The sequence below is a fragment of the Psychrobium sp. nBUS_13 genome (assembly GCF_051201665.1).
GTDB lineage: Bacteria > Pseudomonadota > Gammaproteobacteria > Enterobacterales > Psychrobiaceae > Psychrobium.
This window is the reverse complement of record NZ_CP179210.1, coordinates 1,944,001-1,965,528: the sequence shown is the minus strand read 5'-3', so window position 1 is coordinate 1,965,528 and position 21,528 is coordinate 1,944,001. Positions and strand designations below refer to the sequence as shown.

General features: G+C 40.7%; 18 protein-coding genes and 1 pseudogene. 13 read left to right on the top strand and 6 right to left on the bottom strand.

Translation table 11 applies throughout. From position 1 onward, the window contains the following. The first annotated feature begins 77 nt into the window (after nucleotides 1-77). Genes mnmC through ACMAZF_RS08890 form a run of 4 tightly spaced genes read left to right on the top strand, consistent with a single transcriptional unit; the run spans nucleotide 78 to nucleotide 4,606 of the window. Nucleotides 78-2,141 carry a bifunctional tRNA (5-methylaminomethyl-2-thiouridine)(34)-methyltransferase MnmD/FAD-dependent 5-carboxymethylaminomethyl-2-thiouridine(34) oxidoreductase MnmC gene (mnmC, locus tag ACMAZF_RS08905; protein ID WP_435277001.1) on the top strand — a complete coding sequence of 688 codons (2,064 nt, stop codon included), beginning with the start codon at nucleotides 78-80 and terminating at the stop codon, nucleotides 2,139-2,141. After that, nucleotides 2,128-2,856, top strand: a complete 729-nt coding sequence (locus ACMAZF_RS08900) for a tRNA1(Val) (adenine(37)-N6)-methyltransferase (protein WP_435277000.1) — start codon at nucleotides 2,128-2,130, stop codon at nucleotides 2,854-2,856. Before mnmC ends, ACMAZF_RS08900 begins: the two co-directional genes overlap by 14 nt. A gap of 30 nt (nucleotides 2,857-2,886) precedes the next feature. Then, nucleotides 2,887-4,218 carry an amino-acid N-acetyltransferase gene (gene argA / locus ACMAZF_RS08895; RefSeq protein WP_435276999.1) on the top strand — a complete coding sequence of 444 codons (1,332 nt, stop codon included), beginning with the start codon at nucleotides 2,887-2,889 and terminating at the stop codon, nucleotides 4,216-4,218. 34 nt (nucleotides 4,219-4,252) lie between these two features. Beyond that, nucleotides 4,253-4,606, top strand: coding sequence for a hypothetical protein (locus ACMAZF_RS08890; protein ID WP_435276998.1), 354 nt, complete (start codon nucleotides 4,253-4,255; stop codon nucleotides 4,604-4,606). A gap of 42 nt (nucleotides 4,607-4,648) precedes the next feature. Here the strand turns inward: ACMAZF_RS08890 and ACMAZF_RS08885 are convergent, their stop codons facing one another. Together ACMAZF_RS08885 and ACMAZF_RS08880 are read right to left on the bottom strand one after the other, a co-directional pair. Then, nucleotides 4,649-5,875: a threonine/serine ThrE exporter family protein gene (locus ACMAZF_RS08885; protein ID WP_435276997.1), complete on the bottom strand. Its 1,227-nt coding sequence runs from the start codon at nucleotides 5,873-5,875 to the stop codon at nucleotides 4,649-4,651. Between the two features lie 501 nt (nucleotides 5,876-6,376). Beyond that, entirely contained in the window at nucleotides 6,377-6,583 is a 207-nt protein-coding gene (locus ACMAZF_RS08880) for a cold-shock protein (protein WP_435276996.1), read from the bottom strand. Between the two features lie 316 nt (nucleotides 6,584-6,899). Here ACMAZF_RS08880 and ACMAZF_RS08875 point away from each other — a divergent pair, with 316 nt between their 5' ends. The 3 genes from ACMAZF_RS08875 to tnpC all read left to right on the top strand — a co-directional run bounded on the left by ACMAZF_RS08875 (nucleotide 6,900) and on the right by tnpC (nucleotide 10,625). Then, nucleotides 6,900-7,667: a class II aldolase/adducin family protein gene (locus tag ACMAZF_RS08875; RefSeq protein WP_435276995.1), complete on the top strand. Its 768-nt coding sequence runs from the start codon at nucleotides 6,900-6,902 to the stop codon at nucleotides 7,665-7,667. A 20-nt stretch (nucleotides 7,668-7,687) separates the two neighbouring features. After that, complete coding sequence (locus ACMAZF_RS08870) at nucleotides 7,688-8,863, top strand: mandelate racemase/muconate lactonizing enzyme family protein (RefSeq protein ID WP_435276994.1); 1,176 nt, start codon at nucleotides 7,688-7,690, stop codon at nucleotides 8,861-8,863. 340 nt (nucleotides 8,864-9,203) lie between these two features. Then, the gene (gene tnpC, locus ACMAZF_RS08865) at nucleotides 9,204-10,625 is read left to right on the top strand and encodes an IS66 family transposase (RefSeq protein WP_435276993.1); all 1,422 of its coding nucleotides are present in this window, start codon (nucleotides 9,204-9,206) and stop codon (nucleotides 10,623-10,625) included. 27 nt (nucleotides 10,626-10,652) lie between these two features. Here the strand turns inward: tnpC and ruvB are convergent, their stop codons facing one another. From ruvB to aspS, 4 genes are all read right to left on the bottom strand, one after another. After that, a complete protein-coding gene (gene ruvB / locus ACMAZF_RS08860) occupies nucleotides 10,653-11,666 on the bottom strand; it encodes a Holliday junction branch migration DNA helicase RuvB (RefSeq protein WP_435276992.1) in 1,014 nt (337 codons plus the stop codon). A 23-nt stretch (nucleotides 11,667-11,689) separates the two neighbouring features. Beyond that, nucleotides 11,690-12,313 carry a Holliday junction branch migration protein RuvA gene (ruvA, locus tag ACMAZF_RS08855; RefSeq protein ID WP_435276991.1) on the bottom strand — a complete coding sequence of 208 codons (624 nt, stop codon included), beginning with the start codon at nucleotides 12,311-12,313 and terminating at the stop codon, nucleotides 11,690-11,692. Nucleotides 12,314-12,317: 4 nt separating this feature from the next. Next, nucleotides 12,318-12,905: a crossover junction endodeoxyribonuclease RuvC gene (gene ruvC, locus ACMAZF_RS08850; RefSeq protein WP_435276990.1), complete on the bottom strand. Its 588-nt coding sequence runs from the start codon at nucleotides 12,903-12,905 to the stop codon at nucleotides 12,318-12,320. Between the two features lie 125 nt (nucleotides 12,906-13,030). After that, nucleotides 13,031-14,806 (bottom strand): aspartate--tRNA ligase, encoded by a 1,776-nt coding sequence (gene aspS, locus ACMAZF_RS08845; protein ID WP_435276989.1) that lies wholly within the window; start codon nucleotides 14,804-14,806, stop codon nucleotides 13,031-13,033. 354 nt (nucleotides 14,807-15,160) lie between these two features. Here aspS and ACMAZF_RS08840 point away from each other — a divergent pair, with 354 nt between their 5' ends. From ACMAZF_RS08840 to cmoB, 6 genes and pseudogenes are all read left to right on the top strand, one after another. Then, a complete protein-coding gene (locus ACMAZF_RS08840; protein WP_435276988.1) occupies nucleotides 15,161-15,376 on the top strand; it encodes a hypothetical protein in 216 nt (71 codons plus the stop codon). A gap of 392 nt (nucleotides 15,377-15,768) precedes the next feature. Further along, complete coding sequence (locus ACMAZF_RS08835; protein WP_435276987.1) at nucleotides 15,769-17,799, top strand: hypothetical protein; 2,031 nt, start codon at nucleotides 15,769-15,771, stop codon at nucleotides 17,797-17,799. Then, nucleotides 17,796-18,497, top strand: coding sequence for a thioredoxin fold domain-containing protein (locus tag ACMAZF_RS08830; RefSeq protein WP_435276986.1), 702 nt, complete (start codon nucleotides 17,796-17,798; stop codon nucleotides 18,495-18,497). The genes ACMAZF_RS08835 and ACMAZF_RS08830 overlap by 4 nt, the downstream gene beginning before the upstream one ends. Before the next feature lie 147 nt (nucleotides 18,498-18,644). Continuing rightward, a pseudogene (locus ACMAZF_RS08825) lies at nucleotides 18,645-19,461 on the top strand (IS3 family transposase); the annotation flags it as partial. Nucleotides 19,462-19,584: 123 nt separating this feature from the next. Next, a complete protein-coding gene (gene cmoA / locus ACMAZF_RS08820; protein ID WP_435276985.1) occupies nucleotides 19,585-20,316 on the top strand; it encodes a carboxy-S-adenosyl-L-methionine synthase CmoA in 732 nt (243 codons plus the stop codon). A 37-nt stretch (nucleotides 20,317-20,353) separates the two neighbouring features. Next, nucleotides 20,354-21,340: a tRNA 5-methoxyuridine(34)/uridine 5-oxyacetic acid(34) synthase CmoB gene (gene cmoB / locus ACMAZF_RS08815; RefSeq protein ID WP_435276984.1), complete on the top strand. Its 987-nt coding sequence runs from the start codon at nucleotides 20,354-20,356 to the stop codon at nucleotides 21,338-21,340. Nucleotides 21,341-21,528: the final 188 nt, after the last annotated feature.

The window sequence follows — 21,528 nt, the reverse complement described above, 5'->3', positions numbered from 1 at the left end:
CCCGCATTGTAATAAGTTTCTATTAGCTTAGTGGTCAGCTTTCATGACGAATTAGTCTAAATAAGGTGATATACTATATGATATTATGCGACACGAGTATTAAACATTTGTTTAAACAGAAAAAACATACTATTTCAGCAGCGAATTTGAGCTGGAATGAGAACGGAGAGCCAACTTCCGTTGAGTTTGACGATATCTACTTCAATACGGCAGATGGCCTCGATGAAACCACCTATGTATTCATTGAGAATAACTATTTACTGCAGCGTTGGCAAGATTGCACAAGTGCATTCTATGTTGTCGGTGAGACTGGATTTGGCAGTGGCTTGAATTTTTTGGTGACTTGGCAACATTTTGCGCGCTTTAGAACCGAGAATCCTGCGCACCCTCTTAAACGTCTTTACTTCATCAGTTTTGAGAAATATCCATTATCTGAAAACGATCTTGTTAAAGCTCACGACCGTTGGCCGACTTTAGCAACACAAGCGCGACTATTACAAAGCCAATACCCTGTGGCCATGGCGGGTTGTCATCGCCTTCCTTTTTCAATGACGCCAGATGACGATAGCACGGTTATTTTAGATTTGTGGTTCGGTGATATCAAAGACACCATTACCCAATTATCTGTGCCACCAAATGGACTCGTTGATTCTTGGTTTTTAGATGGTTTCGCACCGAGTAAAAACCCCGAAATGTGGAATCAAGAGCTATACAACAATATGGCGAAGCTCTCTAAAGACAATGCATCGCTAGCGACCTTTACCGCTGCAGGGGACGTTAGACGGGGCTTGCAACACGCAGGTTTTACCATCAAAAAAGCGAAAGGCTTTGGTAAAAAGCGAGAAATGATAACGGCATTATTTAATCGCAGCACGCCATATACAAGCCACAACCCTTGGTATCACCGTCCTGCACTCTCATCCGAAACTCAGCGCGTGACTATCATAGGCGGTGGCGTGGCCAGCACTTCCCTCGCCTATGCGCTGGCACAACGAGGGATCGACAGTGAAATCATCTGTCAGGATGATGAACTTGCTATCGGCGCGTCAGGAAATCTACAAGGCGGATTTTATCCACTCTTAAATAGCCAACACGATTTCTTGTCTCAATGCTACAGCCATGGTTTTCACTATGCCAAGAATCAATATCGCGCTCTAATCAATGACGATTCATCTGTTGGTGACTTGTGCGGCGTATTGTCATTAGACAGTGATGATAAAACGTCAACGGCCCATAAAAAGGTCATCGATAGCGATATTTTTCCACAAGAACTGGTCCGCGCAATTGATTCAGCAACGGCTAGTCAACTAAGCGGCGTCGAGATCGCCGACAATGCGCTCTATTACTCGACGGGCGGTTGGATCTCCCCTAAACAGCTAACAAAGTCACTACTTGCAAAAGCGCAAGCACGAGCGTCAGTAATTGTCAGGTTCAATAGACAGGTGTCTTCAATGGTTTTTGCTGGCCATCAATGGCTGCTTGCCCTACAAGATGGGATTCATCAGGCAACCACCGTCGTTATTGCATCCGGTCATGAAATGATGAACCTTACTCAGTGTGAACATTTGCCGTTGTATGCCACCGCCGGTCAGGTTAGCCACGTTTCAGAATCAAAGCAAAGTGGGTCTTTAAACATGGTGCTGTGTTATCAAGGTTACATGACGCCCAGTAAAAATGGCCAACACTGCTTAGGCGCGAGTTTTAATCGTGACGTCAGTGACTATGCCGTCAATGATATCGAGCATAAGCAAAACGTCGATAAACTAAACAGTGATGTACCCAGTTTAAGGATTAATAACCTGAGCACAATTAATGGCGGAAAAGTGGGTGTGAGAGGCAGTGTAAAAGATAATTTGCCAATGGTGGGCGCCGTACCTGACTACCTGCAAACTAAATCAACTTATAGTGATTTACCCAAAGGAAAGCCAGCTCATAAATACCCGAACGCACCAGTTCATCAGCAATTATTTATGTTAGGTGGTCTAGGCTCTCGCGGGCTTTGCTCAGCGCCAATGTTAAGCGAGATACTCAGTTGCCAGCTTACCCAAGAACCAATGCCAGTTTCCCAGCAACTCCTAGATCAACTCAATCCAAATCGTTATTGGATAAAACAGTTAAAGAAGCATAATGTCGACATTTAAATTACAGCAGTTCTCCGTGCGTCAACGGGACAATGCCATGAAAGTATGCACTGATAGTCTGATCTTCGGCGCCTTAGTGCCTGTTAATAATGTAGCCCGTGTATTAGATATCGGTGGCGGTACCGGGCTATTATGTCTGATGGCTGCACAGCGCGGCGCGCGTCACGTCACCACGGTCGAATTAATTGAAACCAGTAGTCAAGAAGCTGCCTATAACGTTGCTCAGTCGCCTTGGCATGACTGTATTGACGTGATTAATTGCGATATCAATCATTTCACCGCACAGGAGCCGTTCGACCTTATCATCTCAAACCCACCATTTTTCGATAACCACCTTAAAAATGACGATAAAGTACGTAATACAGCGCGTCATACCGATACACTGAGCTATCGTCAATTATTAGAACAGGCAAAATCACTACTAACGCCCAACGGTGTGATTGCGCTGTTATTGCCTATCCATTCCCTGCATGCCATAGACGATATCGCGCAGTCGATTGATTTAGTTATCAGCAAGCAAATAGACCTTGTTACGACCAAGGGTGGCACAGCCAAAGTTGCAGTTATCGAATTAGTGTCATCGCTAAGTGTCAATGAAACCATTCAATCCTCTGTCCACAGCACGTTGACGGTATATGACAGTCATCAGCAATATAGCGAACAAAGCACTCGTTTATTGCAAGATTTTTTGCTACGGTTTAAACAAACTTTATAGTCTTGAATATTTAACGCTTAGGATTTCAGCTTGCAAGAACGTTCTACTGATTTAGTTAACTGGTTTCGCCAGTCAGCACCTTATGTCAATGCTCACCGCGGCAAAACATTTGTCATCATGTTAGGTGGGGAATGTATCGCCCATGACAACTTTTACAATATCGTCAATGATATATCGCTGCTCAATTCACTTGGCATAAAAGTGGTTGTCGTTTATGGCGCTCGCCCGCAAATTGAAGCGCGATTGTCAGAGCAAGGCATCGAAAGCCGTTTTCATAAACAAACGAGAATTACTTGTGATTCAGGGTTTTCCCAAATAAAACAGATTGTTGGTCAACTACAGTTTGAAATCAATGCCCAGTTGTCAATGGGGCTCATCAATACGCCAATGCAAGGTGCGAATATTAATGTTGTGAGTGGCAATTTTGTTACTGCGCAGCCTATTGGGATTGTTGATGGCGTCGATTATCTCTTTAGCGGTAAAGTAAGACGTATCGACACCCAAGGTATAAAACGACAACTGGATCAACGAGCAATTGTTTTAGTCAGTATCATTGGTTATTCCGCAACTGGTGAGAGTTTTAATCTAAGCGCCGAAGAAATAGCAACGCAGTTATCCATCAAACTTGGCGCTGACAAAATGATAGGGTTTGCATCGGAGCGCGGTGTGCTTACAGACGATGGCGAAGTGATCCCAGAGCTGCTTCCTGACCAAGCATCAGAGCGATTAACAAAACTCGAAGCACAAGGCCGAGTACTCAGTGGCACTGCAACCTATCTACGTGCGGCAATCGCAGCATGTAATGCGGAAGTTGCTCGTAGTCACCTAGTGAGTTATCAACTTGACGGCGCACTGCTCCAAGAGCTATTTTCTCGCGACGGTATAGGTACGCAAATTGTCATGGCAAGCTCAGAGCAGCTGCGCCAAGCGACAATCGATGACATTGGCGGCATCATGGATTTGATCAAGCCCTTGGAAGAACAAGGACTATTGGTGAAGCGTTCCCGTGAACAATTAGAAATGGAAATTGATAAGTTCTCCATTGTAATGCGCGACGGATTAGTCATCGGATGTGCGGCGTTATATCCAGCAAAAGATAACAAAATTGGCGAAATGGCTTGTGTTGCGACACATCCCGAGTATCGTAAGGCCTCTCGTGGTGACGCTATCGTCAAAGCAATTAGTACACAGGCACGAAAATTAGGGTTAACGCAGCTGTTTGTTTTAACAACGAGTTCAATTCATTGGTTTAGAGAACGGGGCTTTAATCCTGTGACTATTGACCAATTGCCTGTTGAGAAACAAGTACTGTATAACTATCAGCGTAATTCAAAAATATTAATTAAAGATCTTACCACCTAGTTGCGGTAATTATCAGAAACAGCATTGGGATAGCATGAAACACCTTAAAAAGATCCACCGCGCGCCCATTCGTGTTTCTCGTATTCAAAGTCGACGAATGCGTAATAACTTTCGTCGCTCGATGCTTGATTTAAAAATCGCACTAGCCCAAGAAAAAGAAGAAACCAAAGAGATGCTGCAAATCTATGGCAAAGGTATTAAAGGCCAAGCCGACAAAAAAGATTTAGCCGTTGCTCACGCGCAGTTTTTTGATTTATTAAAGGGATTAGGACTTGGCGTTTTTGCGGTACTGCCCTTTGCACCAATCACCATCCCTATTATCATCAAGTTAGCCAAAGCCGTCGGTGTTGATGTGCTACCGAGCTCGTTTAATCAGAAAGATAAATAACGGCAATAAAAAAGCCAGCAGTTACGCTGGCTTATTATTGATTTACAATGAGCGGGATGGTCTGAGTACCACACTTGAGAATATTAACCCCGCCACCAGCGACATAAAGATTAAAAACGATTGTGTGCCAATCGAATCCACAGCCAAAATTTGCTGGCCTGACACAACCGTATTTAAACCAATATAGACTTTACTGCCTGGGACCAAAATTACGAGTCCCTGTAATGACACTAAAATTGCTGGTGCGTTAAAGATCCGCGAATACAAGTTACTATAAATACCCACACAAAATGCACCAAAGAAGGCGCCAAGTGCCACGTCAAAGTAATTTGATGCCAATGAACTCATGCCAAATGCGATAAATCCTGATAATATCCCCCATGGCGAATCTTTGAGCCTGATCTTAAACATCACCACTAAGCTACTACCCAATAATAGTACGGCAATCCACGCAGTCCAAGTTTGAACTTGTTCTGGTTGCACAAACTCCGCATCTCCCCATACCATAGTACCTATAGCAAAACCTAAAACAGCGCCAAAATAGAGTTTGAACAACAGCATAATGGCGTCCATGATCCGTGCGGTACCAGACATTAAATCTCGCGCTGCAAGCTCACGCAAACCCAGCGTTAAAGCGAGGCCAGGTATGAAAGCAATAATACTAGATAATACAACCAGTGATTTATTAATATGGGGATCGTAATGCATGAGCCCTGCAACACAAAAAGCCGACACAAGCGACACTAAAGGCTCAAGCATTTTGCTCACCCCTTTAGATATCGACGCCCAATAGACAAATAGATAAACCACCAAACTCATAATAAACGACCAAATAACGTCGTTCCAACTGGTTGCCATGAGCATGGCAAAAGCGCCACCTGAAATACCAAACGCTAAAAATGATATTGGATGTGAATATGGTTCCGGCTTATTTTGAATATCTTCTAAACGATCGATGGCTTCAACAAGGCCGCGTTCGCCACTCGCTAATTCATCAACTAACTCATCAGTCCGTGCCAATGAGCCTAAATCAAGATCGCCTGGTTTTACCCGTACTACATATAATTGTTGCTGGTCATGCTCACCAAGTTGCCAGAGCGCAAACGTTAACGATGTAGGAGTGACAATAAAAGAGCCCCCCATCCCTAATATGGCGGTCACATTGAGCAAATGCGCTTCAAGGCGATACGCAGGCGTGCCAAACTTGTGCAAAGCTTTGCCCAAGTTAATAATAAATTTTCTGCGCTGCGCAAACGGTGATGAGGTCAAGGTTTTAATCCAAATGTTAAAGTCATTAATAAGAAAATTGCGTATTAAATCAAATTCAAAAACTTGCTGAATTTATAATTTAAATACCACTGTACGCTTGCTTAACACATCGTGACAAGTCTTTGAACGAAAAGAGCAAATACTGACTTGTTTTGATGGTGCAAATTTGTGGGGGATTGTAGAGATTTAACGAGGCGTGTAAAGTTATTTTTATTAATATTTGATTATACCAATTGCATTAAGTAAGTGATCTTGTTGTGCGTAGAGAAAATAAGCTAAAACAAGGCGCTCGATTGACTAATAGCTGGCTATTAGGATTGAGAGCAACGCCATTTTAGTTAATTTTAACAAGTACACGTGGGCAAATATTTAATGCAATTGGTATTAAATTCAAAGCAAAAAAAAGATAAGACATAACGCCTTATCTTTTTAGTATCTTCAATCATTTTATACTATCGAATGAATCGATAATTTAGATGATTTAGATGATTTGACAACCAATTATAATGGTTTGATGTTCTCAGCTTGAGGACCTTTTTGGCCTTCAGTTACTAGGAACTCAACTTTTTGACCTTCAGTCAAAGTTTTGAAACCGTCACCAACGATGTTACGGAAATGAGCGAAAACGTCTGGGCCGTTTTCTTGCTCGATGAAACCAAAACCTTTAGCTTCGTTAAACCATTTTACTGTACCAGTAGATGTAGACATAATATTATCCTATTCAATATAAATTTTAAAACGTCCCTAATCGGGACTGTGGCGCTGAAAGTGCTGCTATGAATTATTGAAACAGGACGAAGTGAAAACACATCGAGTGGAACATTAATCTAGATCTTACCTTAAAGCAGCGATGATTATAGAACCGCGGCGCCAATAGTCAAGTTGTTTCTACACATACCGAGCAATCAATTGGTTATTAATCGTTGATTTTAGTCATAGAAACGCCGCTAATGTACCTTGCCTTACTCAAAAGGTAAGTTTATGCTCTTACCTTTTAATCATTTCAATTTGTTAAGGTCACCTTGTGAAACCATTGCCTACCCTAAACTTACAGTCAAAAGTAAGTCCCGAAGAATGGTCTATTCGTGTAGATTTAGCCGCGTGTTATCAATTGGTTAGTCATTTCGGTTGGGACGATTTAATTTATACGCATTTATCAGCACGCGTACCTGGCACCAATTATTATTTGGTCAATGCATTTGGCTTAACCTTTGATGAGGTGACAGCATCTAATTTAGTCAAGGTTGATCTTGACGGTAACATCATCGATGAGAGCCCATTTACCATCAATCCAGCAGGTTTTACCATTCACAGCTGTATTCACGAAGTGCGTGACGATGCCCATTGCGTTATTCATCTGCACACCAATGCAACCATCGCGGTAGCCACGCAAAAGGATGGCCTGCTGCCTTACAGCCAATATTCAATGTTCTCAATGTCGTCATTAAGTTATCACGCTTATGAAGGATTAGCGGTGAATGACGCTGAACGAAAGCGTCTACAGGATGATTTAGGCACCACCAACCACATGTTGTTAGTCAATCACGGCGGTCTCACCGTTGGTCCAACAGTCGGTGATGCATTCATGAGAATGTACGACTTACAACGGGCTTGTGAAATACAATTGCTCATCCAATCAAGTAACCAACCGAGCCTATTAGTTGATAAAACAATTCAAGACAATATCTATCATCAGGCAAATGTCGTTCACAGTGGTTCGACAGGTGGTCAATTAAGTTGGCCAGCGATGCTTCGAAAAGCCTATCGCATTAATCCAAGCTTTGCCTCATAAGCCAATTTTAGGAGTAAATTATGAAAGTAACTTCCGTAGAAGTTTTTGATATTCATTGCCCTGACCGCCAAGGTTGGAATCCAGTATTTGTGCGTGTTCATACAAATGAAGGCATTAGCGGTGTCGGTGAAGCTGGCCTGGCCTATGATTTAGGCCACAGCGCAGCGGCTCATATGATTAAAGAAATGGCGGAAGCATTTCTAATTGGCCATGATCCTTTTCAGACAGAGCACCTATGGGCACGCATGTTACGAGAAAGTTTTTGGGGTTTAGGTGGCGGGCCTGTTATTTACTCAGCAATGAGTGCTATCGACACGGCACTGTGGGACATCAAAGGTAAAGCACTCAAGCTACCTGTTTATCAATTGCTAGGCGGTAAAGTAAATACCGATTTAAGAACCTACGCGTCTCAACTACAGTTTGATTGGGATAGTGAATTTAAAGCATTAGCGCACCCTGAAGAATATGCAGAGGCCGCCCTAAAAGCGGTTGCAGAAGGCTATGATGCCGTAAAAGTTGACCCAATAATGTACAACAAAAATGGCGAAACCTATTACGATCGTACCAAGATTATTTCACGTGCTGAAATGAAACTATATCGTGCGCGTATGCAGGCTATTCGTGAAGCGGTTGGTGATGAAGTGGACATCATTTTTGAATGTCATAGTCTACCTGGTGCCACAACCGCCATTCAGTTAGGGGCAATAGCCGAAGAGTTTGACTGTATGTACTACGAAGAACCCGTTAACTACCTCAATCATTCACTGCATAGTAAGGTCGCAGACAAAGTTAATGTTCCTATTGCAGGTGGAGAGCGTTTATACAATCGCTGGCAAGTGCGTCCTTATTTGGAAGAACAAAGTGTCGATGTGCTGCAACCTGATATCGGCTTATGTGGCGGATTTACGGAAACGAAAAAAGTATGTGATTACGCCGATATCTTTGATGTGCGAATTCAAGCGCATGTGTGTGGGGGCCCGGTTGCAACAGCAGCGTCACTGCACTTAGAGACAGCTATTCCAAATTTCTTGATTCATGAACATCACACCTACGCGATTAAACAATGGAATCGAGAATTATGCTTACAAGATCCTCAACCCGTTAATGGCAAGTTCAACGTCAGTGAATCACCAGGTATTGGCATAGAGTTAAATGATGAAATTGTCTATCGCTCGCCGCATTTATTGATAAAGTAAACATCAACATCAATAAACATGATTGAATTTCAATCATGTTTTGCGTGTAAATGAGGGATTTATGGCACACATAACGGAGTTTCTAGTTTATGTTTAAACAACAATTCAAATCCCCTGCCGTCTTACTTCTCGCGTTGGTGCTTACCGCCATTTTCATTGCTCTATCGTATTTAAACCTCACCAGCCACTGGCATTATCAGTCTTTGATTATTAAACAAAAAGTAACTACTCAGCACTTCAAAGCTAGTGTTTTAAATTAATTGAAAAATAAAAAATGATCGACTTGCTTGATCATTCTGAGCCGTTATTCTATGGGTCTCTCTATTCAGTAGTTTGAGCAATGAAAATAAGCGGCATCGATATTGAAAAAAATATCGACAACATAAAAAAGCAAATCGAGACGGATAAAACATTGTCCCCATCAATGCGTGCCGCTATCGATTTATTGTTGCTTATCGTCACTTTATTGTCCCAACGGTTAGGCCTTAACAGTCGAAATAGCAGTAAACCACCATCATCAGATCCTAATCGAAAAAAGAAGCCTAACGCTAATAGTTCAAATGCATCGGGTGGGCAACTCGGTCATAAAGGAACAACTTTACCGCTTGATGAACGACCTGATATCAACCATAAAATAGTTCTTGATAGAACGCTATTACCACCAGGGAGTTATACCGATATGGGGGTGGAAACCCGTCAGGTAGTGGATATAGAGTTTAAGCGCGTCGTAACTCAATACCAAGCCCAAATTCTTGAAAACGAATTTGGTAAGCGATTCGTTGCTCCATTTCCAACGGGGGTTAATAGTCGAATTCAATATGGTAATGGGCTAAAGGCTCACGCGGTTTACTTGTCTCAATATCAGCTACTCCCTTACGAGCGTATTCGTCAATATTTTACCGACCAACTTAACATTCCACTGAGTAGTGGCAGTCTGTACAACTTCATTAATACAACTTACCGTCATCTCGATGAGACGAATGCGCTTGAATTCATCAAGGAAAGTTTGAAGAATGAATCAGTGCTTCATGCTGATGAAACAGGCATTAACATTAACGGTCAACGTCAATGGTTACACAATGCATCATCATTAAAATGGACCTATCTATCGGCTCATGAGAAACGAGGTTGTGATGCCATCAATGCCATTGGAATACTACCCGACTTCACTGGTGTGATGTGTCATGAACACTGGAAGCCGTACTATCGTTATGATTGTCAACGTGCTTTATGCAATGCTCATCATCTGCGAGAACTCACACGTGCATACGAACAGGATGGCAAGAGCTGGGCTGAAACGATGCGTATTTTTTTAATAGAGCTTAATCAGGAAGTTGAAGATAGCGGTGGAGTGATTAGCGACAAAAGACAATTAATGAGTCGCCTTCAATATCGAGATATTTTAAAAGAGGGTGAACACGAAAGCCCTCCGCCAGCGATAATCGTCGGGAAACGTGGACGCCCTAAGAAATCAAAATCGCGCAATTTATTAGAGCGATTACAGAGTTACGAAGATGATGTACTCAGATTTATGGTGGATAAAATTGTGCCTTTCACGAACAATCAGGGTGAAAATGATTTGAGAATGGTGAAAGTTCAGCAAAAGATATCGGGCTGCTTTAGAAGCAAGCATGGTTCCGTCATGTTTTTTGGCCTTAGAAGCTACCTGTCAAGTTGTAAAAAACAAGGGGTCAGTGCGTCTACTGCTTTGTCATTATTATTAAACGGAGCACTACCAAATATCTTCCCCCCTGCTGAGTAGTTACACGTATAAAACGAACAACACTAATTAATCAGTTTTTTTGGCTGATAAACCAAAGTGCAGATAAGTTTGTGCAGTGGCAATACGGCCGCGATGCGTACGTTGAATAAACCCTTGTTGAATCAAAAATGGTTCAATAACATCTTCTAAGGTTTCTTTATCTTCACCAATGGCCGCCGCTAAGTTATCTAATCCCACGGGTCCACCGTCGAATTTTTCAATAATGGTCATCAGCATTTTTCGATCCATGAAATCGAAACCTTGATTATCAACATCAAGCACTGACAACGATTCCTTTGCCACTTTCACGTCGATTGCCCCATCAAAGCTAACTTGTGCAAAATCACGAACACGGCGTAGTAATCGGTTGGCAATACGTGGTGTTCCGCGTGAACGCCTTGCTATTTCAGTGGCTCCCATCTGATCAATACTCACTTCAAGCTTTCCAGCACTGCGAGTAACTATGTCTGTAAGTTGTTCTACCGTATAAAACTCTAAGCGCAGTGGTATACCAAAACGTGCACGTAACGGCGATGTCAGTGAACCAGCTCTGGTTGTCGCACCAATGAGCGTAAATGGTGGTAATTCTAATTTAATAGAGCGTGCCGCAGGACCTTCACCAATCATAATATCCAATTGATAATCTTCCATTGCAGGATATAAGATTTCTTCAACCACCGGGCTTAATCGATGAATTTCATCAATGAATAAAATATCGCCGTGTTCAAGGTTGGTGAGCAACGCCGCCAAGTCCCCTGCTTTTTCAAGGACAGGACCTGAGGTTGTTTTAACGTTGACATCCATTTCATTGGCAACAATATGGGCAAGTGTTGTTTTACCCAAACCTGGTGGACCATAAACCAACATATGATCTAAGGCTTCATCACGTAATTTTGCTGCTTTGATAAATATACGTAACTGTGCCTTGGCGTCTGTCTGTCCTGTATAATCATCGAGCATTTTAGGACGCATTGCACGGTCAATACTATGCTCCGTTTCGTCCATGGCATCTGCCTGGATGAGTCGATCTGCTTCTATCATGCGCTATCTACTTTATTTTACGGTTATATCATTGATTTCAGCGCAGCTTTAATAAGTGCTTCGCTATCCATCTCTGGCAATTTGACTTTCTTAACCACTTTCGTCGCTTGAGCTTGCTTGTAGCCTAGCGCTAACAACGCGTCAATGGCATCTTGCTCTACATCAATCGCTTCAACAAAGGTTGAGCCTAAGTTCTCTTGAGGTAGTGAAAGGTCGCCAAGTTCGCTTTGCTGATTCAAAGTAAAGTTTTTCAAACGATCCTTTAACTCTATAATTAAGCGCTCTGCGGTTTTTAGTCCGATACCCGGTAACTTAACGAGCGCATTAGCGTCATTATTGGCAACGATATTAACAAATTCAGCCGCCGACAAACCAGATAAAATTGCCAAACCTAATTTTGGACCAACCCCATTGGCCTTAATTATTTGACGAAACAATTCACGTTCAATTTTTTGTGCAAAGCCATATAGCAACTGCGCATCTTCACGCACTACAAAATGCGTATGGACAGTTACTGACTCACCAACTTCAGGCATTTGATAAAAGCTGGTCATCGGCATCTGTACTTCATAACCAATACCACTCACTTCCAATAGTAAATGTGGCGGTTGTTTTTCGGCAACTAGGCCATTCAATCGTCCGATCACGAGCTTATCCTTTTAAATCTTTTATAGTTATTTTGTTCTTTTTGGCGTGTTCTTTACTTAACTGAAAACGACCACGTAAGACACGCGTCGATTTCGCACTGCTTTTTCCGGCCATCGCAATTAAACTCTGCGTGTTATGTGCGTGACAAATGGCAATTGCTAAACCATCAGCAGCGTCCTCTTGAGGCTGCGAAGACAATTTTAGCATTTGGGTGACCATGTGACCGACTTGATCTTTTGTCGCAGCACCGGTCCCCACAACCGCTTGTTTAACGAGTCGCGCCGCGTATTCACTTACCGGGAGTTCAGCATTCATTGCCGCCACAATAGCTACGCCACGTGCTTGACCAAGTTTTAGCGCAGAATCTGCATTACGCGCCATAAACACTTGTTCAATAGCAAACTCATCAGGCTTGTATTGTTCAATTAATTGAGTGACACCATCAAAGACTTGCTTTAGACGCTGAGGTAAGTCTTTTTCAGAAATACGAATACACCCACTCGCCACATAAGATAATTTATTACCTTGTTTACGAATAACGCCGTAACCTGTGATTCGTGAGCCGGGATCTATTCCCAAAATTAATGACATACTATTTTACACGCCTTTTTTAATAGCCATAGGTTATGCCATTAGACTACTGGTTACAAGTACAGTAGTTAAATAAAAAGCAAAAAAAACGAGCCAGTGGCTCGTTTTGTTCTCACAAGACTTATTTAGTCTTGTGATTTTTCTTCTTCAGTAACTAACGAAGCAACGTTTAGCTCAGCAAGCTGTGCTGGATTAGCACTGCCTGGTGCATTTGTTAATGGACATGCTGCAGTAGTCGTTTTCGGGAACGCCATCACGTCACGAATAGAACTTGTTCCTGTCATCAACATGATCAGACGGTCTAAACCAAACGCCAAACCTGCATGTGGCGGTGTACCGTATTTTAATGCTTCTAATAAGAAACCGAATTTCTCTTGCGCTTCTTCATCACTAATACCAAGTATTCTAAATACGCTGCTTTGCATTGGTGCATTATGAATACGTACCGAACCACCACCGAGTTCACAACCATTTAATACCATGTCGTAAGCATCTGATAATGCCGCTGCAGGATTAGCTTCTAGCTCTTGAGCTGTTACGCCAACAGGTGCCGTGAATGGGTGGTGTAGCGCGTGGTAATTACCATCAATTTCTTCAAACATTGGGAAATCAACAACCCATAGTGGCTTCCACTCATCAGAGGTTAAACCAAGATCTTCACCCAGTTTCAAACGTAATGCGCCCATTGCTTCTGTTACAACATTAACGTTGTCAGCACCAAATAAAATGATGTCGCCAGATTTAGCATTAGTACGTGCCAATAATTGGCTAACAACTTCTTCATTTAAGAACTTAAGAATCGGTGATTGAACCCCTTCCATGCCCGCATCGATATCGTTAACTTTCAACCAAGCAAGACCTTTAGCACCGTAAATACCTACATATTTACCATAATCATCGATGTTTTTACGTGACAATGATGCACCGCCTGGTACACAAATTACCGCAACACGTCCTTTCTCATCATTAGCAGGGCCAGAGAACACTTTAAACTCAACATCTTTTAATAGATCAGCAACGTCCACCAGCTCTAACGGGTTACGTAAATCTGGCTTATCAGAACCAAAACGGCGCATAGCATCTGCGTAAGTCATTGTTGGAAAATCGCCTAAATCAACATTTAACATGTCGTTGAATAAGTTACGCACCAATTCTTCTGTTTTAGCGCGAACCTGATCAGAGCTCATAAACGATGTTTCGATATCGATTTGCGTAAACTCAGGCTGACGATCAGCACGTAAATCTTCATCGCGGAAACATTTTACGATTTGGTAATAACGGTCCATACCAGACATCATCAGCAATTGCTTAAACAATTGTGGTGATTGTGGCAATGCAAAGAATTTACCTTTGTGAGTGCGACTTGGTACTAAATAATCACGAGCACCTTCTGGTGTTGCCGCGGTTAGAATTGGTGTTTCAATGTCTAAGAATCCGTTGTCTTCTAGGAAACGACGAACAAAACCCGTTACTTTAGAGCGGAACACTAAACGTTCGGTCATTTCTGGGCGACGTAAATCTAAGTAGCGATATTTTAAACGCGCTTCTTCAGAGTTAGTTTGATTTGAATCTAATGGCAACGGCTCGCTTTTGTTAATGATTTCAAGCGCTTTACCTAATACTTCTACACCGCCAGTTGCCATCTCTTTATTGATTTGACCTTCAGGACGCGGACGTACAACACCAGTTACCTTTACGCAAAACTCGTTACGTAGACTATTAGCAATGCTAAATGCTTCGGCTAAGTCTGGATCATAAACAACCTGTAACACACCTTCACGATCACGTAGATCTAAAAAGATAACGCCACCTAGGTCACGTCGTTTGTTGATCCAACCAACAAGTTCAACTTGTTGACCAATTAAAGATTCGTTTACTTGTCCGCAATAATGGCTGCGCATTGTCTATTTCCTAACTTTTTTGCCATAAGGCACTAACATAATGGCGCATAGTATAAAGAAAAAAATTCAATTAGGTAAGCGCTAAAAGTTAGTACAAGCGCATTTGCCAAACCAATGCAAAGTTCTGCCTTAGAGTGGAAAATAAATGGTAGTTCAAACGATTTGATGAATACGATGAATTTAAGAGAAGCATCTGACTTCTAGTAATATTCTAATTAGATATCATTATTTAACGACTATTGAACCATTTTGACAAACATTAAGTTTGCAAAATATTAATTGAATACTACTATTTTGTATCGGTAATCTCAAAATTAGAAATTATCGAATGTAGTCAGAATGGAGAATGAAACTATGAAAGATTGGAAGGTACCAGCTGGTGTAGTATTATCATTAACGTTGCTTACACCGAGTAGTTTACAAGCGGCTAAAAAAGAAGTTGAGGTCATTACAGTTACATACCAATATAGAGATTTTAGTGATCATTTTTGGTCATTTTTCTCATCTATCAATACGGAAAGAATCATTGGAACTGCATACAGAAACTTTGAGAGAGAGAGAGGGAGGTAGTGGAAGCAGCAGTAGTTCAAGACTAACTGCTAAAGAGAAAAGCATACTACTCAAATCATGTATAGAAAGGGCCGATAACAACAGAACAACGTGTATATTAGAAGGTGAAGTAAATCTTCAAAACAGCAAAGAGCGCTGTGAATTGTGGGGCGACAATCTTAATGATATCCCATTCGTAGGATATGGACTAAAAAAACACCTTCATAGTTTTATGAATTGCAGTAAAACAGCCAACACAACACGTGTCGATGTTCAAAAACGCTGCGACGAAAGTAAAACCCAAAGCAAGAGCATTTGTAGAAGTAAATACACATAACGTATATAAATATAAAGCAGCCTCCGCTGCAGATAATTCATGCTAAAAGGCTGCTGCATCATTTTAGAGATAGACTATGAAAAAATTACAAATTTCAGTTTTGTCAATAATAATTATTATGATTGCTTGGGGCACATTCCAATACTATCTCATCGAAGAAAATTTTTCTCCAGACAGCAAACAGACAAATAAGATTGAACTAAGTGATTTGGCCATTAACCCTAATGAAGTTCGCTTGACCAATATATCACCAAATAGTTTATCATCTTGTATCGACTTCTCTTTCACTGTGGATAACGTGGCAGAATGGAAAAGACATAAAAAATTGGAAATTTCTTCTTATCTATCGAGTTTGGTGGACCGGGGGGTAAAACGCCAGATACTAGATGAAGTGTATATTTCATCTGGCATAGGATGGACATATGGACGAATGTTAGAAACCAAACGAGCAAACAGGCCATATCATTCAGATTACTTTAAGGAACAACTTGAATATTCAAATTCGGAGAAAGTGATCCTGCACTATGTCAAAAATCAAGATTTTAGTGCTCTATTGACTCTATACAAATCCACTCCTAGTGAATTGAATAAAGTACTATTCTTAAATACAGGTGAGTCTTTACCCATTATAAGTACATTAATAAAGTTAGAACTTAACTCACAGAATTACAGTGATATATATGACTTTGCATTAAAGCTTTCTCATTTAGGTGAAAAAGTTAGATATATAGATCTGATTACTGCAACTGAACATCGTAGTGATGTCGTATTTCTAGAACAGCTGTTTATACTGTCCGAACTTAATAGTAATGAAATATTTATAGTTGACTCTGTATACGAATCCTTGGCGACAATTGCGGCACGGGCAAATAATATTCCGGCCTTGCTATTTTGGCTGAGGCAAGGAGTAGAACCGAACCCAGACATGTTAAGTAGCAACGCACTTGATCTCCTGCAGGCTCCCAACTCAGAAAATGAGTTTAAAATTTATGAAGATGCATTTTTAGCATTAATGGAATTAGAGGTTCGAGCAAACAGTGAATTAACGCATTCGAACCTTATACAATGGGTGTCTCCCGTGTTAATTACGCAATACGAACAAAGAATATCACCAAGAGAAGAGGACTTGTATTCCAAGCGAGATATTCAACTCATTTACAAATACAGTTTAGGCATATATGAGATTGCTACTGACAATGGCAATACTCTTCCTGTTAACGATAGAAATAAAGAGCAATGCCTGATAATTGCAGGCCAAAGACTCACTGATCTTATTTTTGACTTTGAACTTAACAAAATACCCACCGAGAGTATCATAAAAACAACAACAATCGACCACTTCAAAGAACGGGCTGCTATATTAATTGAAAACACAAAATTAAGTTCAAATAAGCTAGAATTATCCCTTTCGAATCTTATCAATCGAACCGATTTAGTGAGTAAGCTTGCATACACAGAGTTGAAACGCGAAAACGTCTTAGAAAAAATTAGAGAAAGAAATAAAGATTTTGGTGAGAAATATATCCCATCTCAAATTGATGAGCAATTACAGTTTCTGGTCTTTGATAGAATGGATTATCTTGGCGCTTTTAACCTCATTCAAAATTCAAGAATAATTGACGAGCAGAGAACGAGTTGGCTTACAATTATTCTTACAGAAGTCATTAATCGAAGATTTGACCGAAATCTAATTTCCTTGTTAATTGATGAAGGAGCTTATCTAAACCCAATGGAGTTATATTCCCTAATTGACACTCATCAATTAGACAAGATCAAATACCTTCGAAAGAAAGGACTTAATATTCATTATGTGCATCCGTACGGTCAAAACGCTATTTGGTATTCAGTCAAATCGAAGTCTAGTATCCTACTTAAATATTTCATTGAATCAAATGTTGAAGTTAACATATCAGCGCATGGAGTTGACCCATTAGATATATCCCTAGCGCAGATTCAAATTGTCGAGAATGGTGTCGAATTTGTAGACCTGTTAATTGAAAGCGGAATAAATATTCATAGCAGCCATCGAGAGAGCGTGGAACAGATAAAAATGATATCACCAAATCTTTACTCACTTATCACAGAACGCTATCCCGAACTATTATGAATTTAAATTTAATGAGATGGTTTATTGCAATATGTGCTGTGATTTCGGTAAACGTATTAGCCAACGAAAGGATAAAATTAGAGGAAAATTTCGGCATAAAAATTTTGGAGATGGAGCCATCACGAATTGCTGATTTTTACAGAGTTATTACGGACGACCAACAAATATTATACATGTCGACTGACAAGCGCTTTATTCTAACAGGACCTCTATTCAAAATAACAAATGACAATCAGGTCATAAATGTGACACAGGAGATTTTAAAAGAGAAAAGGTTGTCGGAGTTTGAATCAATATCTAAGACAGGAATATTATTCCGTTCTAGAAACGAAAGGTTTGTAGTTAACATATTCATAGATACAGATTGTTTTTATTGTAAAAAAATACATCATCACATAGAAAAGTACTTAACTAACGGAGTTTCAATACGTTACTTTGCTTTACCTAGTGAAACACATAATGGTAGATCGTTTAGAACACTCAGTTCCATTTGGTGTAGCAATGACCAGAAGCATAAAATTAATCTAGCTATGTCGGGTATTATACCTACTTACATTGAATGTAGCTCACCAATTTTAAGTCATCAAGATTTCGCTGTTCGATCTGGTTTTAAAGGCACGCCAACTCTTCTTTTGGAAGATGGTCAAGTTATTGAAGGTTTTATCAGCCCCAGCAAGCTACATAAATTACTGAATTAATCTAAACGTGACTCCACGTGTATTATTGAGAATAAAATGGAAGGTTCGTTTTGAAAATTAACTTTTATTCACCTGGTAGTCTCCCCGAAAAATAACAGTCCCCAAAAGTATAATTGTCTCGTAAATCATACAAAGGAGAACTACGTGAAAAAATCAAAGTTTAGCGACAGCCAGATTATGGCTAAAAGCGTGGTTTCAAATCAAAATATCAGTATCAAGCTCGCTTGCTCAGCGTTTAATATTAGTGAATCTAGCTATCGATACTAAGGAAAACTGCGTTCAGAAAATGCCAAAATAGCTGATTGATTAGTAAAACTAACATTAGAGCAAACTGATTGGGGATTTGGCCTTTGTTCTGACTATTTACAGAATGTTAAGGGCTTCAAATGGAACCATAAGCGTGTTTATCGTATTTGCTGTGAATTAGCCCTTTATTAAGAATACGCCCTAGAAGACGATTAAAGCGACATAGGCCTGATCCAATCAAAGAGCCAATAAAGCAAAACCAGGTATGGTCTGTTGATTTTATTCATGATTAATTAAGTATTAGTCGAAAAATACGTATATTTAATGTCATTGATGACTTTAAACGTGAAGGATTATTGATTGACGTTGGCTACTCGTTTCCCGCTATCAGAGTATTAAGAAGCTTAAATCAACTGATTGAGTGGCGTGGGAAGCCGTGTGTTATTCGTTGTGATAATGGACCTGAATTTATTAGTCATGAGTTTGCTCATTGGGCTAAACAGAATAGAATTCGTATTGAATTCAATCAACCAAGTAATCCTCAACAGAACGCTTATATTGAACGTCATAACAAAACGAGCCGATACAGTTGGTTGAGTAAAAATCTCTTCGATACGTTGGAAGAAATGCAAGAGCATGCTACAAATTGGTTATGGTTTTATAATCATAAACGACCACATAAAGCTAATGGTGGAAACCACCGTTAGCAGTGGCTTAACTCTCTATTTTTGATGACGGTTAAAAATGGGAGGACTACCAATCAACGTCCTTTACTTTTAGGAGGCACAAGTAGGGATTTTGTAGTAAAATGCGCGCATTTAATTTTGTATGATTACAAACCATGACGGAACAAACAGATAACATTTACGCCGCTCCATTAGATAAACTCGGCGACTTTCAATTTGATCAACAAGTAGCGCAGGTTTTTCCTGATATGATCAAACGCTCGGTGCCGGGTTATAGTAATATCATTACCGCTATTGGCATGCTGGCGAAACGTTATGCTCAGCCTAATTCCAATCTTTACGATTTAGGCTGTAGTCTTGGGGCCGCAACCCTTGAGATGCGCCGTCACGTTAACGCCAGTCGGTGTAAGATCATTGCCGTCGACAATTCACAGGCAATGATTGAGCGTTGTTTACTTCAAGTTAACGCATTTAAGAGCGAGACCAACGTTGAAGTTGTTTGTGACGACCTGCAAAGTGTTGATATTTCGAACGCTAGCGTGGTGGTGCTAAATTTCACCCTACAGTTTATTAAACCGCAAGAGCGCCAAGCGATTATTGATAAAATTTACGCAGGCTTACGAGATGGCGGAATTTTAATCGTTTCAGAAAAACTGCGTTTCGATAACGAGACAATGAACGAGCTGCTCACTGACCTACATCACGATTTTAAACGTGCAAATGGCTATAGTGAATTAGAAATCAGTCAGAAACGCAATGCCATTGAGCACGTTATGCTTACTGACACATTAGAGATTCATAAAGGGCGCTTTCAACAAGCAGGTTTCAATACGAGCGAACTGTGGTTCCAGTGCTTTAACTTCAGCTCGATGATTGCCATTAAATAATTTAATTTTCTCCAATTTTAAAAAGGGACAATCTTCAATGATTGACTTTAGTAACTTCTATCAAATTATCGCCAAGAATCGTTTAACTCATTGGCTTGAAACATTGCCTGCACAACTCGGTAAATGGGAGCGTGAACATCAACACGGCCAGTTTCCCAAGTGGCAAAAGTGTATGGATAAACTGCCTACTATTCACGCCGATAATATAAATTTTAAGGACGCTTACCATGTCGCTACGTCCCAAGATATCGCTGCTGGTGAGCTCAAAAAATTAGAGTCTTTGCTAAAGATGTTTACCCCTTGGCGCAAAGGCCCATTTCATGTGCATGGGATTCACATTGATACCGAATGGCGCAGTGATTGGAAATGGGAACGTTTGCGCGAGCACATAACGCCGTTAGCGAATCGTACTGTCTTAGATGTTGGTTGCGGCAGTGGCTATCACATGTGGCGAATGCTTGGCGATAACGCTGAATTTGTCGTTGGTATTGACCCATCAACCTTATTTTTATTTCAATTTGAAATTATGCGCCATATGGCAAATAACGATCAACGTGCCCATCTATTACCGTTAGGGATCCAAGAGCTGCCTGAATTACGCTCTTTTGATACGGTGTTCTCTATGGGGGTGTTGTACCATCGCAAGTCACCGATAGATCATTTACAACAACTAAAAGACCAATTACGCCCTGGCGGTGAACTTGTATTAGAGACATTGGTCATTGATGGCGATGAAAATCAAGTGCTAGTCCCTCCCGGACGTTACGGAAAGATGAATAATGTATGGTTTTTACCCAGCGTTGACGCATTAATTCTATGGCTTGAAAAACTCGGTTTCGACAATGTCCGTTGTGTGGATGTTTGTGATACAACAATAGATGAACAACGCAAAACACAGTGGATGGATTACGAATCATTAGCGGACTTTTTAGATCCAAATGACTCATCAAAAACTGTTGAAGGTCATCCAGCACCAAAAAGAGCAGTTATTCTCGCCAACACGCCCTGTAATATTCAGGAATAAAAATGCTGACGTGAAGCAAGGCGCACGTAGTTGGAAGTCGATGTGCAAAGTCGATTTCCGAATTCAAGACACGTCTGAATTGCGTTTAAACCGCAAATACCTAAACATACTCTTCCATTGATCTATATCAAACAGTATTGTTTGAATAACCACCTCGATTTACAGTACCACGTCGCTATACCTCCCTA

Bases quoted from the DNA above. Each gene is read 5' to 3' on its own strand.
- mnmC (WP_435277001.1), top strand. From the start codon at position 78: ATGATATTATGCGACACGAGTATTAAACATTTGTTTAAACAGAAAAAA.
- ACMAZF_RS08900 (WP_435277000.1), top strand. From the start codon at position 2,128: ATGTCGACATTTAAATTACAGCAGTTCTCCGTGCGTCAACGGGACAAT.
- ACMAZF_RS08890 (WP_435276998.1), top strand. From the start codon at position 4,253: ATGAAACACCTTAAAAAGATCCACCGCGCGCCCATTCGTGTTTCTCGT.
- ACMAZF_RS08880 (WP_435276996.1), bottom strand. From the start codon at position 6,583: ATGTCTACATCTACTGGTACAGTAAAATGGTTTAACGAAGCTAAAGGT.
- ACMAZF_RS08870 (WP_435276994.1), top strand. From the start codon at position 7,688: ATGAAAGTAACTTCCGTAGAAGTTTTTGATATTCATTGCCCTGACCGC.
- tnpC (WP_435276993.1), top strand. From the start codon at position 9,204: ATGAAAATAAGCGGCATCGATATTGAAAAAAATATCGACAACATAAAA.
- ruvB (WP_435276992.1), bottom strand. From the start codon at position 11,666: ATGATAGAAGCAGATCGACTCATCCAGGCAGATGCCATGGACGAAACG.
- ruvC (WP_435276990.1), bottom strand. From the start codon at position 12,905: ATGTCATTAATTTTGGGAATAGATCCCGGCTCACGAATCACAGGTTAC.
- aspS (WP_435276989.1), bottom strand. From the start codon at position 14,806: ATGCGCAGCCATTATTGCGGACAAGTAAACGAATCTTTAATTGGTCAA.
- ACMAZF_RS08840 (WP_435276988.1), top strand. From the start codon at position 15,161: ATGAAAGATTGGAAGGTACCAGCTGGTGTAGTATTATCATTAACGTTG.
- ACMAZF_RS08835 (WP_435276987.1), top strand. From the start codon at position 15,769: ATGAAAAAATTACAAATTTCAGTTTTGTCAATAATAATTATTATGATT.
- ACMAZF_RS08830 (WP_435276986.1), top strand. From the start codon at position 17,796: ATGAATTTAAATTTAATGAGATGGTTTATTGCAATATGTGCTGTGATT.
- cmoA (WP_435276985.1), top strand. From the start codon at position 19,585: ATGACGGAACAAACAGATAACATTTACGCCGCTCCATTAGATAAACTC.
- cmoB (WP_435276984.1), top strand. From the start codon at position 20,354: ATGATTGACTTTAGTAACTTCTATCAAATTATCGCCAAGAATCGTTTA.